The 18,735-nt window shown below is 70.8% G+C and carries 17 protein-coding genes; 12 read left to right on the forward strand and 5 right to left on the reverse strand.

Annotated elements, in window-relative coordinates; all coding sequences use genetic code 11:
• Nucleotides 1-3 precede the first annotated feature (3 nt).
• From bcsZ to E9536_RS14170, 8 genes are read left to right on the forward strand one after another with little or no spacing between them, the layout of a single operon-like run.
• Nucleotides 4-1,227, forward strand: coding sequence for a cellulose synthase complex periplasmic endoglucanase BcsZ (gene bcsZ, locus E9536_RS14135; RefSeq protein ID WP_059695715.1), 1,224 nt, complete (start codon nucleotides 4-6; stop codon nucleotides 1,225-1,227).
• A complete protein-coding gene (locus tag E9536_RS14140; protein ID WP_136470017.1) occupies nucleotides 1,212-5,093 on the forward strand; it encodes a cellulose synthase subunit BcsC-related outer membrane protein in 3,882 nt (1,293 codons plus the stop codon). Before bcsZ ends, E9536_RS14140 begins: the two co-directional genes overlap by 16 nt.
• Nucleotides 5,094-5,104: 11 nt before the next feature.
• Nucleotides 5,105-7,078 carry a cellulose biosynthesis protein BcsE gene (bcsE, locus tag E9536_RS14145; protein WP_136470018.1) on the forward strand — a complete coding sequence of 658 codons (1,974 nt, stop codon included), beginning with the start codon at nucleotides 5,105-5,107 and terminating at the stop codon, nucleotides 7,076-7,078.
• The gene (locus tag E9536_RS14150) at nucleotides 7,075-7,308 is read left to right on the forward strand and encodes a hypothetical protein (RefSeq protein ID WP_027787777.1); all 234 of its coding nucleotides are present in this window, start codon (nucleotides 7,075-7,077) and stop codon (nucleotides 7,306-7,308) included. Before bcsE ends, E9536_RS14150 begins: the two co-directional genes overlap by 4 nt.
• A complete protein-coding gene (gene bcsQ / locus E9536_RS14155) occupies nucleotides 7,305-8,081 on the forward strand; it encodes a cellulose biosynthesis protein BcsQ (protein WP_027787776.1) in 777 nt (258 codons plus the stop codon). The genes E9536_RS14150 and bcsQ overlap by 4 nt, the downstream gene beginning before the upstream one ends.
• On the forward strand, nucleotides 8,078-10,615 hold the full coding sequence (bcsA, locus tag E9536_RS14160; protein ID WP_136470019.1) for a UDP-forming cellulose synthase catalytic subunit: 2,538 nt from the start codon (nucleotides 8,078-8,080) through the stop codon (nucleotides 10,613-10,615). Before bcsQ ends, bcsA begins: the two co-directional genes overlap by 4 nt.
• Before the next feature lie 26 nt (nucleotides 10,616-10,641).
• Nucleotides 10,642-12,198 carry a cellulose biosynthesis protein BcsG gene (gene bcsG / locus E9536_RS14165; RefSeq protein ID WP_136470020.1) on the forward strand — a complete coding sequence of 519 codons (1,557 nt, stop codon included), beginning with the start codon at nucleotides 10,642-10,644 and terminating at the stop codon, nucleotides 12,196-12,198.
• Complete coding sequence (locus E9536_RS14170) at nucleotides 12,180-12,383, forward strand: hypothetical protein (RefSeq protein WP_027787773.1); 204 nt, start codon at nucleotides 12,180-12,182, stop codon at nucleotides 12,381-12,383. Before bcsG ends, E9536_RS14170 begins: the two co-directional genes overlap by 19 nt.
• Nucleotides 12,384-12,443: 60 nt before the next feature.
• Here E9536_RS14170 and E9536_RS14175 read toward each other — a convergent pair whose 3' ends face one another.
• Genes E9536_RS14175 through E9536_RS14190 form a run of 4 tightly spaced genes read right to left on the reverse strand, consistent with a single transcriptional unit; the run spans nucleotide 12,444 to nucleotide 15,660 of the window.
• Entirely contained in the window at nucleotides 12,444-13,337 is an 894-nt protein-coding gene (locus E9536_RS14175) for a pirin family protein (RefSeq protein WP_027787772.1), read from the reverse strand.
• A gap of 32 nt (nucleotides 13,338-13,369) precedes the next feature.
• Nucleotides 13,370-13,762, reverse strand: coding sequence for an OsmC family protein (locus tag E9536_RS14180; protein ID WP_021160831.1), 393 nt, complete (start codon nucleotides 13,760-13,762; stop codon nucleotides 13,370-13,372).
• Between the two features lie 46 nt (nucleotides 13,763-13,808).
• On the reverse strand, nucleotides 13,809-15,389 hold the full coding sequence (locus E9536_RS14185) for a sodium:proton antiporter (RefSeq protein WP_136470021.1): 1,581 nt from the start codon (nucleotides 15,387-15,389) through the stop codon (nucleotides 13,809-13,811).
• Between the two features lie 10 nt (nucleotides 15,390-15,399).
• Nucleotides 15,400-15,660 (reverse strand): DUF1427 family protein, encoded by a 261-nt coding sequence (locus tag E9536_RS14190; protein ID WP_027787770.1) that lies wholly within the window; start codon nucleotides 15,658-15,660, stop codon nucleotides 15,400-15,402.
• Between E9536_RS14190 and E9536_RS14195 the strand changes: the two genes are divergently transcribed.
• Both E9536_RS14195 and E9536_RS14200 read left to right on the forward strand, forming a co-directional pair.
• The gene (locus tag E9536_RS14195) at nucleotides 15,659-15,934 is read left to right on the forward strand and encodes a hypothetical protein (RefSeq protein ID WP_124546985.1); all 276 of its coding nucleotides are present in this window, start codon (nucleotides 15,659-15,661) and stop codon (nucleotides 15,932-15,934) included. The genes E9536_RS14190 and E9536_RS14195 overlap by 2 nt on opposite strands.
• Before the next feature lie 8 nt (nucleotides 15,935-15,942).
• Complete coding sequence (locus E9536_RS14200) at nucleotides 15,943-16,629, forward strand: hydrolase (RefSeq protein WP_060193818.1); 687 nt, start codon at nucleotides 15,943-15,945, stop codon at nucleotides 16,627-16,629.
• 22 nt (nucleotides 16,630-16,651) lie between these two features.
• Here E9536_RS14200 and E9536_RS14205 read toward each other — a convergent pair whose 3' ends face one another.
• Nucleotides 16,652-17,575: a LysR family transcriptional regulator gene (locus E9536_RS14205; RefSeq protein WP_027787768.1), complete on the reverse strand. Its 924-nt coding sequence runs from the start codon at nucleotides 17,573-17,575 to the stop codon at nucleotides 16,652-16,654.
• A gap of 117 nt (nucleotides 17,576-17,692) precedes the next feature.
• Here E9536_RS14205 and E9536_RS14210 point away from each other — a divergent pair, with 117 nt between their 5' ends.
• A complete protein-coding gene (locus E9536_RS14210) occupies nucleotides 17,693-17,860 on the forward strand; it encodes a DUF1427 family protein (protein WP_136470022.1) in 168 nt (55 codons plus the stop codon).
• A gap of 19 nt (nucleotides 17,861-17,879) precedes the next feature.
• On the forward strand, nucleotides 17,880-18,735 hold an 856-nt coding region (locus tag E9536_RS14215), incomplete at its 3' end, for an amidohydrolase (protein ID WP_136470023.1).

Raw genomic sequence — 18,735 nt, forward strand, 5'->3', positions numbered from 1 at the left:
CGGATGGCGCGGGTTATGGCGAAGCGACGGGCATCGCGGCCGGCGCGGCGCGTCGGCGCGGCACTCGCGCTGGCGGTGGCGATGACGTGCACGGCAGCCGGCGTGGCCTCGCGCGCGCACGCCGCGGGTGCGGCTGACGCGGCCGACGCGGGATGCGGCGCGGCGTGGCCGCGCTGGGACGCGTTCAAGCGCGATTTCATCTCGGCCGACGGCCGCGTGATCGACGTCGGCTCGGCCGATTCACGCACGGTGTCGGAGGGGCAGGCGTATGGACTCTTCTTCGCGCTGGTCGCGAACGACCGGCGCATGTTCGACACGATCCTCGCATGGACCGAGAACAATCTCGCGCAGGGCGACCTGAGCGCGCACCTGCCGGCGTGGCTGTGGGGCCGTGCGCCCGACGGCGCGTGGCGCGTGCTCGACGCGAACGCGGCGTCGGACGCCGACCTGTGGATCGCGTATGCACTCGTCGAGGCCGGACGGCTGTGGCACGAGCGCAGCTACACGGCGCGCGGCGCGCTGCTCGCGAAGCGCGTGCTCGACGACGAGACCGCGACCGTGCCGGGCCTCGGCCTCACGCTGCTGCCGGGGCCGACGGGGTTCAAGCTGGCCGACGGTCAGTGGCGTTTGAACCCGAGCTATTCGCCGCCGCAGGTGATCCGCGCGCTCGGCGCGCGCCTGCCCGACGACCGGCGCTGGGCCGCGCTCGCCGCCAGCACCGGCCGCGTGCTGCTCGACACGGCACCGAAGGGCTTTTCTCCCGACTGGGCGCTGTATCGCGCGGGCACGGGTTTCGGGCCCGATCGCGACACGCATGCGCAGAGCGCGTACAACGCGATCCGCGTGTACCTGTGGGCCGGCATGCTCGACCGCGCCGATCCGCTCGCCGCGCCGCTGCTCGCACGCTTTGCGCCGTTCGCCGACTACATCGCCGCGCATGGCGCGCCGCCGGAGAAGGTCGATACGACGACGGGCGTCGCGGGGCCGAACGACGGCAACGGCGGGTTTTCGGCGGCCGCCGTGCCGTTCCTCGACGCGCGCGGCCAGCGCGCGCTCGCCGATGCGCAGGCGGCGCGTGTCGATACGCTCGCGCGCCAGTCGGCGCCCGGTTACTACACGAGCGTGCTGACGCTGTTCGGGCTCGGCTGGCGCGACGGACGCTACCGGTTCGGCGCGGACGGCACGCTCGACGCCCGCTGGGGAGGCCGCTCGTGCGCCGCCCGCTGAAGCGCGCCGCGCCGCACGTCGCGGGATTCGCGTGGCTCGCGTCGTCGGTGTGCGCGGCGGCGCCGGGCACCGCGCCGGGCACGACGATGGCATCTTCCGCGACGCCGGCGGCCGCCGCGTCCGCCGATGCGCAGCGCCAGCTCGAAACCGCGCGGATGTGGGGCGTCAAGCATCGCGACGACCTGGCGCGCGACGCGCTGCGCAAGGGGCTGCTGATCGCGCCGGGCGATCCCGAGCTGCTGGCCGAACAGGTTCGCGTGCTGTTGCGGCTCGGCGACGCGAAAGGCGCGCAGGCCTCGCTCGCGCGCCTGCAGGCACAGTCGCCGAATGCGCCCGCCACGCGGCGGGTCGCCGACGAATATCGCGTCGCGACGAGCGGGCGCGGCGAGATGGCGCAGATCCGTCTGCTCGCGCGCAGCGGCCGTGCCGACGAGGCGGCACGGCGGATCGTCGCGCTGTTTCCGAACGGTGCGCCGGAGGGCGCGCTCGGCGCCGAGTACTACCAGATCGTGTCGAATGCGCCGGGCGGGCGCGAGCCGGCGATCGCCGCGCTGCGCCGCGCGGTCGCGGCCGATCCGCAGGACACGAGCGCGGCGATGGCGCTCGTGCGGCTCCTGAACCAGCGTGCCGACACGCGGCCGGAGGCGAACCGGCTCGCGTGGGCGCTCGCGAAGCGCGCCGACGCCGACCATACGGAGGCAATGGCGCAGTGGCGGCGCGTGCTGCAGTCGGCCGGCAGCGATCCCGCGTACCTCGATGCGCTGCATGCGTACCTCGTGCTCGTGCCGGACGACACCGAATTCGTCGATCGCGCGGCGGCACTGGATCGCCAGCGCGACGCGCAGCGCCGGCTCGAGCGCAATCCCGACTACATCGCGCAGCAGCGCGGCCTGCAGGCGCTCGCGCGCGGCGACCTGGCCGGCGCCGATCCGCTGCTGACGCGCGCCGCGCGCGCACGCGCGGACGACGCCGACGCGGTCGGCGGGCTCGGTCTGCTGCGCCTGCGCGAAGGGCGGCACGACGAGGCGCGCGCGCTGTTCACGCGCGCCGCGACGCTCGCGACCGACCAGCGCGGCAAATGGCAGGGCCTCGCGCGCACCGCGCAGTTCTGGGGGCTGCTCGCGCAAGGCCGCGCGGCGGCGGCCGCGGGACGTCCGCAGGACGCGGAGCGCGCGGCGCGTGCGGCACTCGCGATGCAGCCGGACAGTCCGGACGCGAAGCTGCAGCTTGCCGATGCGTTGCTCGCGCAGCGCGACTGGGCGCGCGCGGAGCCGTTGCTGCGCGAGCTGCTGGCCGCGCGTTCGCCGAGCCTCGCGGCCGTGCGCGATACGGCCACGCTGTATCAGAACACCAGCCGCGCGGATCGGATCGGCCCGCTGCTCGACGCGCTGCAAGGCCGCGTGACGGGCCGCGACGGCCAGCACGCGCTCGACGGCTTGCGTGCCGACCTGCTCGCGGACCAGGCGCGCGCGCTGGCGGACAAGGGCGAACGCGGGCCCGCCGCGCAGCGTTACGAGGCGGCCGTGCGTGCGGCGCCCGACGCGCCGTGGACGCGCTTCGCGCTCGCGCGCCTCTATCGCGACATGGGGCTGCCGCAACTCGGCCGCACGGTGATGGACGACGGGCTCGCGCAAGGCGCGACGCCCGAGATGCGCTACGCGACCGCGCTGTATCGCAATTCGCTCGACGACGTGGCGGGCGCGCAGGCCGCGCTCGCGCCGGTCGACGACGCGCACCGTACGGACGGAATGCGCGCGCTCGCGCGCAAGCTCGATGCGCAACGCGCGCTGGCCGACGCCCGCGATGCGCTCGCGCGCGGCGACCGCACGGCGTTCGCCGCGTCGCTCGCGCAGGCCCAGGCGAGCGCGCCGGACGATCCCGACATGCTCGCCGCGATCGGCGCGCAATGGATCGACGCGGGCGAACCGGATCGCGGCCTCGCGCCGTTGCACGACTGGATCGCCGCGCATCCGCGTGAAGCCGATACGGACGTGCGGCTGCGCTATGGCGATCTGCTCGGCAGCGCGGGGCGCGACGACGCGCTTGCCGCGTGGCTCGACACGCTGCGTGGGGAACCGTCGCTGACGCCCGCGCAGACGGCGCGGATCGAGGATCAGTCGCTGCGGCTCGTGTTGCGGCAGACCGACGATGCGATTGCGCGGCAGGACTACGCGCAGGCGCGCAAGCTGCTCGATCGTGCGAGCCCGGCCGGCCGCGCGGACAAGCGTCATGCGCTCGAACGGGCCGATCTCGAACGCGCGCAAGGCCGTTACGACGCGGCGCGCGATGCGCTCGCGCCGGTCGTCGCGCGCACGCCGGACGATGCCGATACGCAGCTCGCGCTGGCACGCATCGACGAGGACAGCGGCAACCGTGCCGCCGCGCTGGCGCGCGTGCAGGCGGTGCTCGCGCGCACGCCGGACGACGACGTCGACACGCAACTGTCGGCCGTGCGCCGCCTGAACGCGCTGCGCCGCGCGGACGAAGCCGCGCAGGTGACCGACCGGCTGCATGCCGCGTATCCGGCGCGCGCCGACGTGACGGTCGCGGCCGGGCGCGTGGCCGAGGCGCAGGGCCGCTATGACGACGCGGCGTCGCTGTACCGGTTGTCGCAGTCGCAGGAGCGCGCGACGGGCGTGAGCCCGGGCCGTGACGGCCTGACGCCCGCGCAGGCCGCGTTCGCGGATCTCGCGCAGCGGCGCAATCCCGAGATCGAGACCGGCTGGACGCCGGCCTACAAGTCGGGCGACGAAGGCATCTCTTCGTATCGCGCGCAGCAGGTGCCGATCTACATGCAGATGCCGGTCCGCTACGACGGTCACGTGTTCGCGCAGATCGACACCGTGCATCTCGATCCGGGCATGCTCGATACGAGCAACCCGAATGCGTATTCGCTCAAGACGTTCGGCACGTTCGCGGCGCTCAGGGCGCAGAACGCGCTGACGCCCGCATCGATCGCGAATCCGCCGGGTTCGCTGCACCAGTCGACGACGGGCGTCGCGCTCGGCGCCGGCTATCTGTCGGACGCATGGCGCGTCGACCTCGGCACGTCGCCGCTCGGTTTTCCCGTGCATTACCTCGTCGGCGGCGTGCGCTATCGCTTCGACGCGGGCCCGGCCAGCTTCTCGGTGAACGCGTCGCGGCGGCCGGAAACGAGCAGCGTGCTGTCGTACGCGGGGATGCGCGACCCGTGGACGGGCGCGGTCTGGGGCGGCGTGCGCCGCGACGGCGTGAACCTGCGCGCGTCGGTCGACGTCGGCCGCACGAACCTGTTCGCGGAACTCGGCGCGGGCGTGCTGTCCGGCCGAAACGTCGAGCGCAACGCGGAAGTCACGTTGCGCACGGGCTTCACGGTGCCCGTGTACGAGCGCGCGACGATGAAGGTCAGCACGGGGCTCGTCGGCAACGCGTGGCACTACGCGCAGAACCTGCGCTACTACACGTACGGGCAGGGCGGTTACTACAGCCCGCAGCGCTACCTGTCGCTCGGCGTGCCGATCGAATGGGCGGGGCGGCACGATGCGCTGTCGTGGGACCTGACCGTCACGGGCGGGATCTCGAACAGCTACGAGAAGGATTCGCTGTATTACCCGACGTTCTCGGACCAGCGGGCCGCGCAGGTGGCGGCCGGGTTCGTGTACGCGGGCAGCTCGACGCGCGGCGTGTCGTTCTCGTACGGCGTCAACGGGATCGTCGAGTATCGCGTGAACCCGCACCTGAGCGTCGGCGCGCAGCTGCACGTCGACCGGTCGCACGACTACGCGCCGAGTTCGGCGCTCGTGTACCTGCGCTATGCGTTCGACGCCCGTGCGCAACGCAGCTGGCTCGTCACGCCGACACCCGTGCGGCTTTATTCGGATTACTAGGGGAACGCGCCGTGAATACGGAAATCGATGCCACCCGTCCCGCGCTCGGCGCCGCCGGCCTGCTGGGCCGCCTGCGTGCGCTGCTGGGCGCGGGGCCGGCCGGCGGCCGCGCCGGCACGGTGAGCCGGCTCGCGATCGACGGCTTGCCCGACGCGTGGACACAGCTGGAAGCCGGCGGCCTGTACGCGATCTACGCGGCCGGCGGCACGCCGGCCTGCGATGCGCTCGTGTGGGAGAGCGCACGGCAGGCGCGAACGCGCGACGTGACGGTCGTGCTCGCGCGCGACGCGGCGCACGTTGCCGGGCAGATGCGGGCGCTCGGCTTCGCGGACGGCGCGCATCCGGCCGGCTGGCCGCGCAACCTGAACGTGCTCGCGATGCCGCCCGCGCCCGCGGCCGATCCGGCCGGCGGTGACGGCGCCGGCACGGGCGCGACGGCCGACGCACCGCGTCGCGCGGCACCGGGCCCGTTCGCGCGGTTGACCGGCGGCCTGCGCGCGATGAAGCGTTATGGCTTTCGTGCACGCTCGCTGTATTTCGTCGAGGGCGCGCAGCGCTGGTTCAGCTGGGACGACCCGATCGCGCTCGCCGACGAGGCGCACGCACTCGCCGACTGGTGCCGCACGCGCCGGATCGCGCTCGTGCTGCTGCTCGATCCCGAAGCGACCCGCGCGGACGACGCGGCACGCACCGACGATGCACCGCTCGTGCGCGACGCGGATCGCACGCCGCGCAGCGGTTTCCACGGTATCTGCTCGGGCGTCGCGCAGTTGCAGCGCACCCATGGCGAGCTGCTGTGGATCGTCGATTTCTGGCGCGCGGGCGATACGCTCGCGGCCGGCGAGGTACGGCCGCTGCGTTTTGCGCCGGGCGGCCGGCTGTCGGCGAGCATCGACGGCGGCGCGACCGAGCCGGCGAACCGGATGAAGCTCGCGAGCGACGAGGATCGCGTCGTCGTCAGCCGCGCGGTGCTCGACGGCACGAACCGCGCGCCGCAGGGCTGGGAAATCGTCGAGGACAACGCGGCCGTCGTTGCCGCCTGCGCGCGTGCCCAGGCCGCGACCGCGGTGCTCGCGTTCCGTTCGCATGCGCAGCTCGAAGCGCTGTGCGCGGACGTGCACACGCTGCGCCGGCAGTGCGGCGGTGCGCTGAAGATCGCGGTCGTCGAGCGCGGCGAAGTGCTGCGCCAGCAGTTCGAGATGCTCGTGCTGAGCGTCGGCGCGAGCCGCGTCATCGCACGCGACCTGCCGGTATCGCGACTGCAGGGGGCCGTGCACGCACTGCGCGGCCAGCTTTATGCGCGGCCCGTCGCGGCCGACTATCGTGCGGCGCTCGCGGCCGCGCTCGGCGATTCGGTGCTCGGTTATCTGCCGGTCGGCGCGTTCTGCCTGCGGATTCGCGCGGTGCTCGATCGCGGCGCCGTGCTCGCGCTGCCGCATACGCTCGCGAAGATCGCGCTGCTGCCCGGCGTGTCGCACGTCGACGCGCTGCGGCATTGTCGCCCGCGCCGCGCGGGCGACGTCGTGACGGCCGATGCCGCGCACCTGTACGTGTTCCTGTTCGCGTGCGAACCGGCGGACGCGGAGGACGCGCTCGCGCGCATCTTCGACGTGCCGGTCGACACGCTGTCCGACCGCGTCGTGTGTCTCGGGCAGGGCAGCATCGATACCGAACTCAACGCGCTGAAGGCCGAGAACCGGCGTGCGCCGATCGCCGACTACAGCGATTTGTTCGGGGCCGCGCAGCCGGCGGGCGCCAGTCGCGCCCCGCTCGCGCGCACCGGGCCCGGCGACGCGTTGCCCGACGCAAGCGAAGTGAGCGGTGCGATCGACGCGATCGATACGATCGTCGCGCTCGAGGCGATCGGTGCGACGCCGGCCGCCGCGGCCGCCGACGCTGCGGCGCCGGAACCCGTCATTCTCGCCGCGCGCAAGCGCAGCGCCATCCGCAGCGCGATGCCGCTGCGCAAGGAGGGGGTCGCATGATCGCCGAACTCGTTATCGGATTCATCGTCGGCATCGCGATCGCGGTGCCCGTGTGGATCGTCGCGCAGCATCTCGGCATCGGCCGCGGCTTTCACGCGCCGCGCGGGATCGACCGGCGTGACGCGGTGCCGTGCGAACTCGTGCCGGTCGCGCTGCGCGGGCGGCTGCTGCCCGACGCCGGGCGCGAGCGTGGCGAGCATGACGAACGTCACGGCGAGGCGGCCCGATGAAGACGATCGCGATTACGTCGACGACCGGGGGCGCGGGCCGCACGACGCTCACGGCCGCGCTCGCGGTGCTGCTGGCGCGCCGCGGCAGGCCGGTCGTCGCCGTCGAATTCGATGCGCAGAACCTGATGGGCGCGACGCTCGGCCTCGACACGCTGGCCGAGCACGGCCTCGCGCAGAGCGTGCTCGGCGGCGCCGAGCCGTGGCATGCGCACACGTGGCGCAACGCCGATGGCGTGCTGTTCGTGCCTTACGGGCAGGTCGACGCGGCCGGCGCGGCCGCATGCGATGCGCGGCTCGCGGCGGATCCGGCGTGGCTGTCGCGCGCGCTCGACGAGATCGCGTTGCCGGCCGACGGCGTCGTGCTGATCGACACCGCGCGCTATCCGTCGACGCAGGCCGAGCAGGCGATTCGCCGCGCGGACCTGACGCTCGTCGTCGTGCCGCCCGAGCCGGCCGCCTGCGCGACGACGGCCGCGCGGCTCGATGCGCTCGGGGCGGGCGGCGAACTGCACATCGTCGTGAACCGGCTGAATCCGGCGCGCGACATGCAGCGCGACGCGCTCGCGATGCTGCGTGCGGTCGCGGGACCGGCGTCGATGCTCGAGCAGCGCATCCACGTCGATGCGGCCGTGCCCGAAGCGCTCGCGCGCGGCAGCTGGATCTTCGACGACGCACCGTATTCGCAGGCGTCGCACGACCTGAACGGCGTCGCGAACTGGGTCGATACATGGCTGGCGGCACGCGCGGCCGTTCGCCGCGGAGCGGCGCGATGAACGCGCGCATCGCGCCGCGCCTGCGCGCGTTCGGACGCCGCACGGCCGACTGGATCGCGCGCGGCATCGGCTTGCCCGCGCAACGCACGCTGGTCGACTGGCTCGTGCGGCTGTTCTTCCACGCCCCGCCGCCCGGCCGGCCCGATCACGTGCGCCGCTGGGTGCGTGTCGCGTCGCTGCGGCTCGCGCAGGAGTGGGGCGTGCTGCAGCCGCTCAGCCCGCGCGAATGGCTGTGGCGTGCGATCGTGCGGGCGCCGCGCGCGGCCGACGGCCGCCCCGCGCGCGATCCGCTCGCCTGGTTCGACAAGACCGTCGTGCCCGTCTACGTGGCCGGGCGCGCGGTCGGCCGGCGCATCAACGCGTTGCTCGAGCGTCTGCCATGGGTGCGCTGGGGCGGCTGGCTCGATGCGCGCGCGAACGGCGTCGGCCGGCGCCGCTGGCTCGCGCCGCTGCTGCTGGTGGCCGGCGCACTGCTGTGGGCCGCGGCCGGGATGTCGCCGCTGATGCCGGGCGCGCAGTTCGCGTTCTTCGCGATCGTCGCGGTGCTGGCGCTCATGCTGCGCCGCCTGCCGGGCCATCTGCCGACGCTCGCGCTCGCGTCGCTCGCGCTGCTCGCGACGGTGCGCTACGTGTGGTGGCGCACCACGCAGACGCTCGATTTCCGCAGCCCCGTCGAGGCCATCGCGGGCTACCTGCTGTACGGCGCGGAAGCCTATACGTGGATGATCCTGCTGCTCGGCTTCGTGCAGACCGCGTGGCCGCTCGACCGGCCGATCGTGCCGCTGCCCGACGATCCCGACACCTGGCCGACCGTCGACATCTACATCCCGACCTACAACGAGCCGCTGTCGGTCGTGAAGCCGACGGTATTCGCCGCGCAGAGCATCGACTGGCCGAGCGCGAAGCTGCGCGTGTACCTGCTCGACGACGGCCGGCGCCCCGAGTTCGCGGCGTTCGCGGCCGAGGCCGGCATCGACTACCTGACGCGCGACGACAACCGCCACGCGAAGGCCGGCAACATCAACCGCGCACTGCCGAAGACGCACGGCGAATACATCGCGATCTTCGACTGCGATCACGTGCCGACGCGCTCGTTCCTGCAGACGACGATGGGCGTGTTCCTGCGCGACCCGAAGTGCGCGCTGGTGCAGACGCCGCACCATTTCTTCTCGCCCGATCCGTTCGAGCGCAACCTCGGCACGTTCCGCGAGATCCCGAACGAGGGCAACCTGTTCTACGGCCTGGTGCAGTCGGGCAACGACCTGTGGAACGCGACGTTCTTCTGCGGCTCGTGCGCGGTGCTCAAGCGCAGCGCGCTGGAAGAGGTGGGCGGCGTCGCGGTCGAGACGGTGACCGAGGATGCGCACACGGCGCTCAAGCTGCACCGGCGCGGCTATACGTCGGCGTACCTGCCGACCGTGCAGGCGGCCGGCCTCGCGACCGAAAGCCTCGCGGGCCACGTGAAGCAGCGCACGCGCTGGGCGCGCGGGATGGCGCAGATCTTCCGCATCGACAATCCGTTCCTCGGGCGCGGGCTCGGCCTGATCCAGCGGATCTGCTACGGCAACGCGATGCTGCACTTCTTCTACGGGATTCCGCGGCTCGTGTTCCTGACGATCCCGCTCGCGTACCTGTTCTTCCATCTGTACTTCATCAACGCGTCGTCGCTCGCGCTCGCGAGTTACGTGATCCCGTACCTCGTGCTCGCGAACGTCGCGAACTCGCGGATGCAGGGGCGCTACCGTCATTCGTTCTGGGCCGAGGTCTACGAGTCGGTGCTCGCGTGGTACATCGCGCTGCCCACCACCGTCGCGTTCTTCAGCCCGAAGCACGGCAAGTTCAACGTGACCGACAAGGGCGGCAAGATCGACGAAGGCTACATCGACTGGTCGACGTCGAAGCCGTATCTCGTGCTGTTCGGGCTGAACGTGCTCGCGATCCTCGCCGGCATCTGGCGGCTCGTGGCCGACCAGGGCGACGAGGCGTCGACGATCCTGATCACGCTCGGCTGGACCGTGTACAACCTCGCGATGCTCGGCGCCGCGCTCGCTGTCGCGCGCGAGACCAAACAGGTGCGCGTCACGCACCGGATCGCGATGCGCGTGCCGGCCACGCTGCTGCTCGCCGACGGCTCGACGGCCGCATGCTTCACGAGCGACTACTCGACCGGCGGCCTCGGCCTCGAAGCGGTGCCGGGGCTCCCGGTCGCCGTCGGCGACACGCTGACGGTGTGCGTGACGCGCGGCGACCGGCCGTTCCCGTTCCCGGTGCGCGTGAGCCGCGTGACGCCGACCCATGTCGGCGTGAGCTTCGAGGAACTGACGCTCGAACAGGAGCGCCAGCTCGTGCAATGCACGTTCGGGCGCGCGGACGCGTGGCTCGACTGGCACGAAGGCCAGCGCGTCGACACGCCGCTCCGCGGGCTGAAGGAAGTGCTGCGCATCGGCCTGGACGGCTATGTACGGATGTGGAAGGGTGCGGCGCGCGGCCTGCAGGCCATGCTGGCGCCGAAACTCGATCGGGCGCGCGACTGACGCGCGCTCATCATGGAGTGGGTTAGATGACGTTCTGGAATCTGTATTTCATCCTGAAGTTCGCGCTGTTCGCGACCGGGCACCTGCAGCCGTTCTGGCTCGCGAACCTCGCGTTCGCGGTGGCGCTCGCGATGAGCGCGCCGATCCGGCGGCGTGCGTGGCGCATCGCCCGGCAGGTCGTCGCGATCGCGATCGCGGTGCCGCTGCTCGCGCGCGAGCTGCATGCGCCGCCGCTTGCCCGTCTCGCCGAGGCCGCGCGGGAAGTCAGCACGTTCCGCCTCGACTACTGGATGGAGCTGCTGCCGCGCCTGCTGCCGCCCGTGCTGGTGCTGACGGTGGCCGGTGTGCTGATCGTCTACTTCATCGTCAACCGCTGGCTGCGCGTCGCGACCTTCGTGCTGGCCGTGCTGGTCGTGATGCCGCTGTGGCAGGCCGGCAGCGGGCTGATGGCGCGCGTCGTCGCGCCGCTTCCGCAGCAGGCGAACGCGGCGGGCACGACGCTCGCCGGCCAGCCCGAGGACCACAACGCCGCGCTCGCGACGTTCCGCACGCAGGAGTCGCAGCGACAGGTCGCGTTCGGCCACCTCGGCAGCGATCCGGCCACACAGTTCGACGTGATCGTGCTGCACATCTGCTCGCTGTCGTGGGACGACCTCGATGCCGCGAAGGCACGCAACCATCCGATGCTGAGCCATTTCGACTACCTGTTCTCGAACTTCAGCACGGCCGCGAGCTACAGCGGCCCGGCGGCGATCCGCGTGCTGCGCGCGAGCTGCGGGCAGGAAGCGCACGCCGACCTGTACAAACCCGCGCCGCAGCAGTGCCACCTGTTCTCGCAACTGGCGAGCGCCGGTTACTCGGTGCAGTCGCTGCTGAACCACGACGGCCACTTCGACAATTTCCTGCAGGTGATCCACGACAACATCGGCGTGGCCGACGCGCCGATGATCTCGAACGCGGCCGCGCCCGTTGCGATGCACGCGTTCGACGGCTCGGCGATCAAGGACGACTACACGACGCTCGCGAACTGGTATGCGCAGCGCGCGTCGGTGCAAGGCCCGGTCGCGCTGTACTACAACACGATCAGCCTGCACGACGGCAACCGGATCGTCGGCAGTTCGCTGACGAGCATCGACTCGTATCCGCAGCGCGTGACGAAGATGATGAACGACTTCGACCGCCTCGCCGACCTGATCGCGCAATCCGGCCGCCGTGCGGTGATCGTGTTCGTGCCCGAGCACGGCGCCGCGCTGCGCGGCGACAAGTACCAGGTCGCGGGCCTGCGCGAAATCCCGACGCCGCGCATCGTGCACGGGCCGGTGGGCGTGCGGCTCGTCGGCTTTGCCGGCAATCACGGCGCGACGACCGTGATCGACCAGCCGACCAGCTTCCTCGCGCTCGCGCAACTGCTGTCGAACCTCGTGTCGAACAGCCCGTTCAAGCCGGGCACGACGCTCGCGCAATACGCGGCCGACCTGCCGCGCACGCGGATGGTCGGCGAGAACGAGGGCACGGTGACGATGCAGACGGCCGAGGGTTACTCGGTGAAAACTCCGGATGGCGTATGGATCGACGAACAGTAATGCTGCACGGTGACGGCGACGACGATCGCCTGTCGCAACCGAACGACGTGCTCGGCCTCGCGCGGCATCTGCCCGCGCTCGATCCCGGGCGATATGTCGACGAGCAGGCGCGCCGTGCGTTCATCGAGTCGCTCGACCGCTGGCCGACACTGGCGAAGCTGATGGGATTGAAACCGTCGACGTAACGCGGACGGGGCGACGGCCGGCATGCGTGCCGGCCGTCGGTTGCCTGCGGGCGATCCTGCCTATTGCGCCTGTTGCGCCTTGCGTTCCGGCTGGCGCGTCCATTCGTTTTCTTCGCCCGGCACCTTGCCGAAGGTCTGATCGGCCCACGCGGCGCGGGCCGCGTCGATCTTCGCGCGCGTGCTCGACACGAAATTCCATTCGATGAAACGCTCGCCCGGCAGGTGCGCACCGCCGAGCAGCATCACGCGTGCGCCGCTTGCGCTGGCGAGCGCCACGGTCGCGCCGGGTTCGAGCACGGCCATCGTCGCGGGGGCGAGCGGCGTGCCGTCGATGGCGAGGTCGCCGTCGACCAGGTACACACCGCGTTCCTCATGTTCGGCATCGAGCGCGAGCGTGCCGCCTGCCGCGAATTCCGCATACGCATAGAGCGTCGGCGAGAACACGGCGACCGGCGACGCGAGCCCGAACGCGGTACCCGCGATCACGCGCACGGTCGTGCCGTCACGCGTGAACGACGGCAGCGTGTCGGCCGGATGATGGACGAACGCGGGCGTGGTGTCTTCATGCTCGACCGGCAGCGCGACCCAGGTCTGGATCCCGTGCACCGGCTGCTCGCGCGGCCGGTCTTCGTCGGGCGAGCGCTCCGAATGCACGATGCCGCGGCCGGCCGTCATCCAGTTCACGTCGCCCGGCACGATCTTCTGCCGGAAGCCGAGGCTGTCGTGATGCATCAGCGAGCCGTCGAACAGGTAGGTGACGGTCGCGAGGCCGATGTGCGGATGCGGCAGCACGTCGATGCCGCGGCCGGCCGGCAGCACGGCCGGCCCCATCTCGTCGAAGAAGATGAACGGGCCGACGAGGCGTGCGGCGCGCGCGGGCAGCACGCGGCGCACGACGAGGTTGCCGATGTCGCTTTCGCGCGGCGTGAGCAGGGTCTTGATCGAGGCGGACATGGTGGGGATTCTCGTGGTCGGTGCGGGGCGCGTCAGGCGATCGCCGTGTCGATGGTGATCGGATGCGAGAGGATCTTGTGCACCGGGCATGCGTTCGCGATCTGCAGCAGGCGTTCGCGCTGTTCGCCGGACAGGTCGCCGTCGAGCGTGATGCGACGCACGATCGTGCTGCCCGCGCTGCCCGATTCGTGCGCGAGCTTCACGTGCACTTCGGCGAGCGGCCAGCCCTTGCGTTGCGCATACATCTTCAGCGTGATCGCGGTGCATGCGCCGAGGCTCGACAGCAGCAGCGCGACGGGCGTCGGCGCGGTGTCGCCGCCGCCGAGCGGCGTGGGCTCGTCGGCGCGCCACTGGTGGACGCCGTCGGTGAAGTGGACGAGGTAATCGACGGCGCCGATGCTTGCTTCGACGGACAGTTCGCTCATTGCGGTTCCATAAGGAGAAAAGGGGAGGCGGCGGCTTGGCCGGGCTTCAGGGTTCGAGCAGGCGCTGCAGGCGCAGCTCCTCGAAATCGAGTTCCGATTCGATCCGGTGCAGCACCGTGTCGTCGACCTTGCCGTCGCGATGCAGGTCGAGCAGCGCGCGGCGCGACACGCCGACGAGGTCGAGTTCGACGCGCAGCATGCGTGCCCGCACGTTGGCCGGTTCGGTGCCATGACGATGCGCGCGTTCGTTGAAGGTCACGCGGTTCCGGTATTCGGCGAGCAGGCGGTCGAGCGAAGGGCGTTCGAGGCTCGACCCGCGCTGTTCGAGCGCGTCGAGTTCGGCGAGCGCCGCGCCGAACGTGTGCGCGCGCACGGCGTGTTCGGACATCGTGTGCCGCGCGGCCGGGCGCAGCTTCAGTACGCGGATCAGCGGCGCGAGCGTGCCGCCCTGCACGACGAGCGTCGCGATGATCAGCAGGAACGTGCTGAACAGGATCAGGTCGCGGCCGGGGAAGGTGGCCGGCAGTGCGATCGCGGCCGCGAGGCTCACGACACCGCGCATGCCCGACCAGCCGAGCACGACGGCTTCGCGCCACGACCACGGAGCGTGGCCCGCGCGCGGCGCGCGCAGGCGGCCCGGCAGCCACATCGCGATGAACACCCACACGAGGCGCGCGCCGATCGCGGCGGCGGTGGCGGGCAGCGCGACGCGCAGGCCGGCCATCAGCACCGCGCCTTCGTGGTTCACGCGTGCGAGGATCGCGTGCAGCGCGAGGCCGATCAGGATGAACACGAGCGCGTCGAGCACGAACACGATCGCTTCCCAGGTCGCCTTCGCCTTGATCCGCATGTCGGCGTCGAACACGCGATGCTGGCGCACGCCGAGCACGAGGCCGCAGGTCACCACCGACAGCACGCCCGAACCGTCGACGGCTTCCGCGATCCCGTAGCTGCCCCACGCCATCGCGAAGGTCACGACGATGCCGAGCATCGGGTCGCGCAGGCGCGGCAGCACCCAGCACATCGCATGGCCGCACGCGAGGCCGACCGCGATGCCGATCAGCGTCAGCGAGAAGAACAGGCCGGTGGCGCTGGCGGCCGTGATCGATACCGCCAGCGCGGCCGACACGGCCATCTGGTACAGCAGCAGACCCGACGCATCGTTGACGAGGCTCTCGCCTTCGAGCACCGCGACGAGCCGCGCGGGCAGCGGGTGGCGCTGCAGGATCGCCTTCGCGGCAACCGCGTCGGGCGGCGACACGATCGCGCCGAGCGTGAAGCAGGCGGCCCACGGCAGCGCCGGGTTCACGGCATGCACGGCGAGCGCGACCGCGACGGTGGTGAACACCACCGCGCCGAGCGCGAGCGACGCGATCGATGCGAGCTCCTGCCGGAATTCCTTCCACGCGGTGTAGAACCCGCTCGACATCAGCAGCGGCGGCAGCACGGCCACGAGCAGCAGCGCCGGGTCCATGTCGGGCACACGCTTGCCGGCGACCGCGACCACGCAGCCGCCGAGCAGCAGCACGACGGCCGGCGGAATCGAGATGCGTTCGGCGAGCCACGTGAGCGCGCCCGCGCCGCAGATCAACAGCAGCAGGTAATGAAACAGTTCGACGTTGGTCATGAGCCTGGCGTCACGACGGCTTGCGGTCGTTGGCGGCGCCGCCCGGCAGCGTACCGAACATGTGCTGGCTGCATTGTGCGTCGCGCCATGCGGTATTGAGCCGGTGGCCGGACAGCATCCGGCGCGCGAGCGGGAGGATCTGCTCGCCGGCCAGCATGCCGAGCAGGCCGAGGAGCGCGATGATCGGCGGCGCCGGTGAATTCACGCCGAGCGCGCCGTAGATGACACCGGCGAGGATGCCGGCGAACAGCGACAGAAAATACGGTTTCATGATGAAAACCTCTCGTGATAGGCTGATCGGGCGCGAAGGCGGTGCCTTCAATGTGCTGGAAGCGTATCGGGTTTACGTGCGGAAAAAAAGGGCGGACAGCCCTCGGAGACCCCCTCTTTCGGAATTCGATCGATTCCATTTCTTGGATGTTCGAGCCGCGACTTTTCCGATTAAATGGCTGCAACCGGAACACGCCAACCCGGGGCAACGCACAGCCGGCTCCTCCGCCATCCCGGTCGAGGCAAGCCTTGAACGTTTCCAGACCAAAGGATGATTCGCGCCATGAGCAACGCCAAACTTGAAGTCCTCACTCCCCACAATAGCCAGATCATCTTCATCGACCAGCAGCCGCAGATGGCGTTCGGCGTGCAGTCGATCGATCGCCAGACGCTGAAGAACAACGTCGTCGGGCTCGCCAAGGCCGCGAAGGCATTCAACATCCCCACCACGATCACGACGGTCGAAAGCGACAGCTTCTCGGGTTACACCTACCCCGAACTGCTCGACGTGTTCCCGAACCAGAAGACGCTCGAACGCACGTCGATGAACTCGTGGGACGACCAGAAGGTGCGCGACGCGCTGGCCGCGAACGGCCGCAAGAAGGTGGTCGTGTCAGGCCTGTGGACGGAGGTCTGCAACACGACGTTCGCGCTCTGCGCGATGCTCGAAGGCGACTACGAGATCTACATGGTCGCCGATGCGTCGGGCGGCACGTCGAAGGACGCGCACGACTTCGCGATGCAGCGGATGATCCAGGCCGGCGTCGTGCCGGTCACCTGGCAGCAGGTCGCGCTCGAATGGCAGCGCGACTGGGCGCGCCGCGACACCTACGACGCTGTGATGGCGATCGCGAAGGAACACTCGGGCGCGTACGGGATGGGCGTCGACTACGCGTACACGATGGTCCACAAGGCCGCCCAGCGCACCGCGACGCCGCACGAGTCGATTCCGGCCGTGCCGGCGAAGTAACCGGCCGCATGCGGCCGCCCGGTCAGACGGGCGGCAGCGCCCACGGCGCGTGCGACAGGTGTTCGACGAGAAAATCGAGCAACGCCGTCACGCGCGCGGCGCGCAGCATGCCGGGCGGCGTGACGAGGTTGACGTTGATATCGGGAATTTTCCAGTCATGCATCACTTCCTCGAGCGCGCCGCTTTGCAACTCGTTCCACACCAGGAACGACGGCTGCAGCGCGAGGCCCTGGCCGGCGATCAGCGCGGGGCAGAGCACGTCGGCGTTGTTCGCGCGAATGCGCCCGCGCACCGGCACGCCGAATTCCTCGCCCGACGTCTTGTGGCGGAAGCGCCAGTATTCGGGTGTCGGAATGTTCGTGTAGGTCAGGCATACGTGCTGGTCGAGTTCGCTCGGATGAGTCGGCCGGCCGTGCCGGTCGAGATACGCGGGCGACGCGACGAGCGGCCGGCGCACCGCGCACAGGCGGCGCGCACGCAGCGACGAATCGTTCAGTTCGGCGATCCGGATCGCGACGTCGAAGCCGCCGGACACGATGTCGACGAAGTGATCGGTCAGCACGAGGTCGACGTCGACGCGCGGATAGCGTTCGAGAAACGCGGGCAACAGCGGCGCGAGATTGCACAGGCCGTAGGACATCGGCGCGTTCACGCGCACGAGGCCGTGCGGTTCGAGCGCATGCGCGGAGGCTTCGCCTTCGATCAGCTCGGCATCGGCGAGCAGCCGGATCGCGCGATCGCGCAGCAGCTCGCCGGTCGGCGTGAGCGACAGCTTGCGCGACGTGCGGTACAGCAGCATCGCGCCGAGGCGCTTTTCCAGGCGGGCGATCGCTTTAGACACGGTGGGTTGCGATACGCCGAGCAGGTCGGCGGCCTTGGCGAACGAACCGGTCTCGGCGACGCGCGCGAAGATGGCCCAGGCTTCGAGATCGGGAAGATGTTGCATGGCTGGAAGGCGTGGCGGGCAAGCGAAGCGGGTGGGGCGGCAGCGGATCGCGCCGCGTGCGCATGGCGCCCGTGCGGGCGGAAATGCGGGTCATTCTAATCCAGTCGTGAGGAGCGTATGGAATCGTATGTCGTTTCATTGGGTGCCGGCATGCTGGTCGGCGTCATGTACAGCGTGGTCAAGGTGCGCTCGCCCGCACCGCCGCTGATTGCCCTGGTCGGGCTGGCCGGCATGCTGGCCGGCGTCGCGGCCGTCGCACCGGTCCGTCACTGGCTCGGTTTGTGACTGGATCGAGGACACATTGATGAACGCACCCGCCACTCAACCGGATCTGATCCTTCACAACGGAAGGTTCACGACCCTCGACCGCGCGAACCCCGTCGCGACCGCCGTCGCAATCAAGGACGGCCGCTTCGTCGCGGTCGGCCACGACGCGGACGTGATGCCGCTCGCGGGCCGCGCGACGAAGGTCGTCGATCTCGAGGGCCGCGGCGCGCTGCCGGGCCTGATCGACAACCACTGCCACGTGATTCGCGGCGGCCTGAACTACAACATGGAACTGCGTTGGGACGGCGTGCCGTCGCTCGCGGTTGCAATGGACATGCTCAAGCGGCAGGTGGCGATCACGCCCGCGCCGCAATGGGTGCGCGTGGTCGGCGGCTTCACCGAGCACCAGTTCGCCGAGAAGCGCCTGCCGACGATCGACGAACTCAACGCGGCCGCGCCCGATACGCCGGTGTTCATCCTGCACCTGTACGATCGCGCGCTGCTGAACGCGGCCGCGCTGCGCGTGGTCGGCTACACGAAGGACACGCCGGAGCCGCCGGGCGGCACGATCCTGCGCGATGCCGCGGGCAACCCGACCGGGCTGCTGCTCGCGAACCCGAACGCGACGATCCTGTACGCGACGCTCGCGAAGGGGCCGAAGCTGCCGTTCGAATACCAGTACAACTCGACGCGCCACTTCATGCGCGAACTGAACCGTCTCGGCGTGACCGGCGTGATCGACGCGGGCGGCGGTTCGCAGAATTACCCGGACGACTACGAGGTGATCCGCAAGCTGCACGACGCGGGCGAGATGACGATCCGGATCGCGTACAACCTGTTCACGCAGAAGCCGAACGCCGAGAAGGAAGACTTCGTGAACTGGACGAAGAGCA

This window comes from Burkholderia sp. LS-044 (assembly GCF_004803625.1).
Lineage (GTDB): Bacteria > Pseudomonadota > Gammaproteobacteria > Burkholderiales > Burkholderiaceae > Burkholderia > Burkholderia cepacia.

Coding starts and splice junctions, on each gene's coding strand:
- bcsQ (WP_027787776.1), top strand. CDS start 7,305: ATGAAGACGATCGCGATTACGTCGACGACCGGGGGCGCGGGCCGCACG.
- E9536_RS14195 (WP_124546985.1), top strand. CDS start 15,659: ATGATGAAAACCTCTCGTGATAGGCTGATCGGGCGCGAAGGCGGTGCC.
- E9536_RS14175 (WP_027787772.1), bottom strand. CDS start 13,337: ATGTCCGCCTCGATCAAGACCCTGCTCACGCCGCGCGAAAGCGACATC.
- bcsZ (WP_059695715.1), top strand. CDS start 4: ATGGCGCGGGTTATGGCGAAGCGACGGGCATCGCGGCCGGCGCGGCGC.
- E9536_RS14180 (WP_021160831.1), bottom strand. CDS start 13,762: ATGAGCGAACTGTCCGTCGAAGCAAGCATCGGCGCCGTCGATTACCTC.
- E9536_RS14210 (WP_136470022.1), top strand. CDS start 17,693: ATGGAATCGTATGTCGTTTCATTGGGTGCCGGCATGCTGGTCGGCGTC.
- E9536_RS14185 (WP_136470021.1), bottom strand. CDS start 15,389: ATGACCAACGTCGAACTGTTTCATTACCTGCTGCTGTTGATCTGCGGC.
- E9536_RS14205 (WP_027787768.1), bottom strand. CDS start 17,575: ATGCAACATCTTCCCGATCTCGAAGCCTGGGCCATCTTCGCGCGCGTC.
- E9536_RS14170 (WP_027787773.1), top strand. CDS start 12,180: ATGGATCGACGAACAGTAATGCTGCACGGTGACGGCGACGACGATCGC.
- E9536_RS14200 (WP_060193818.1), top strand. CDS start 15,943: ATGAGCAACGCCAAACTTGAAGTCCTCACTCCCCACAATAGCCAGATC.
- bcsA (WP_136470019.1), top strand. CDS start 8,078: ATGAACGCGCGCATCGCGCCGCGCCTGCGCGCGTTCGGACGCCGCACG.
- E9536_RS14190 (WP_027787770.1), bottom strand. CDS start 15,660: ATGAAACCGTATTTTCTGTCGCTGTTCGCCGGCATCCTCGCCGGTGTC.
- bcsG (WP_136470020.1), top strand. CDS start 10,642: ATGACGTTCTGGAATCTGTATTTCATCCTGAAGTTCGCGCTGTTCGCG.
- E9536_RS14150 (WP_027787777.1), top strand. CDS start 7,075: ATGATCGCCGAACTCGTTATCGGATTCATCGTCGGCATCGCGATCGCG.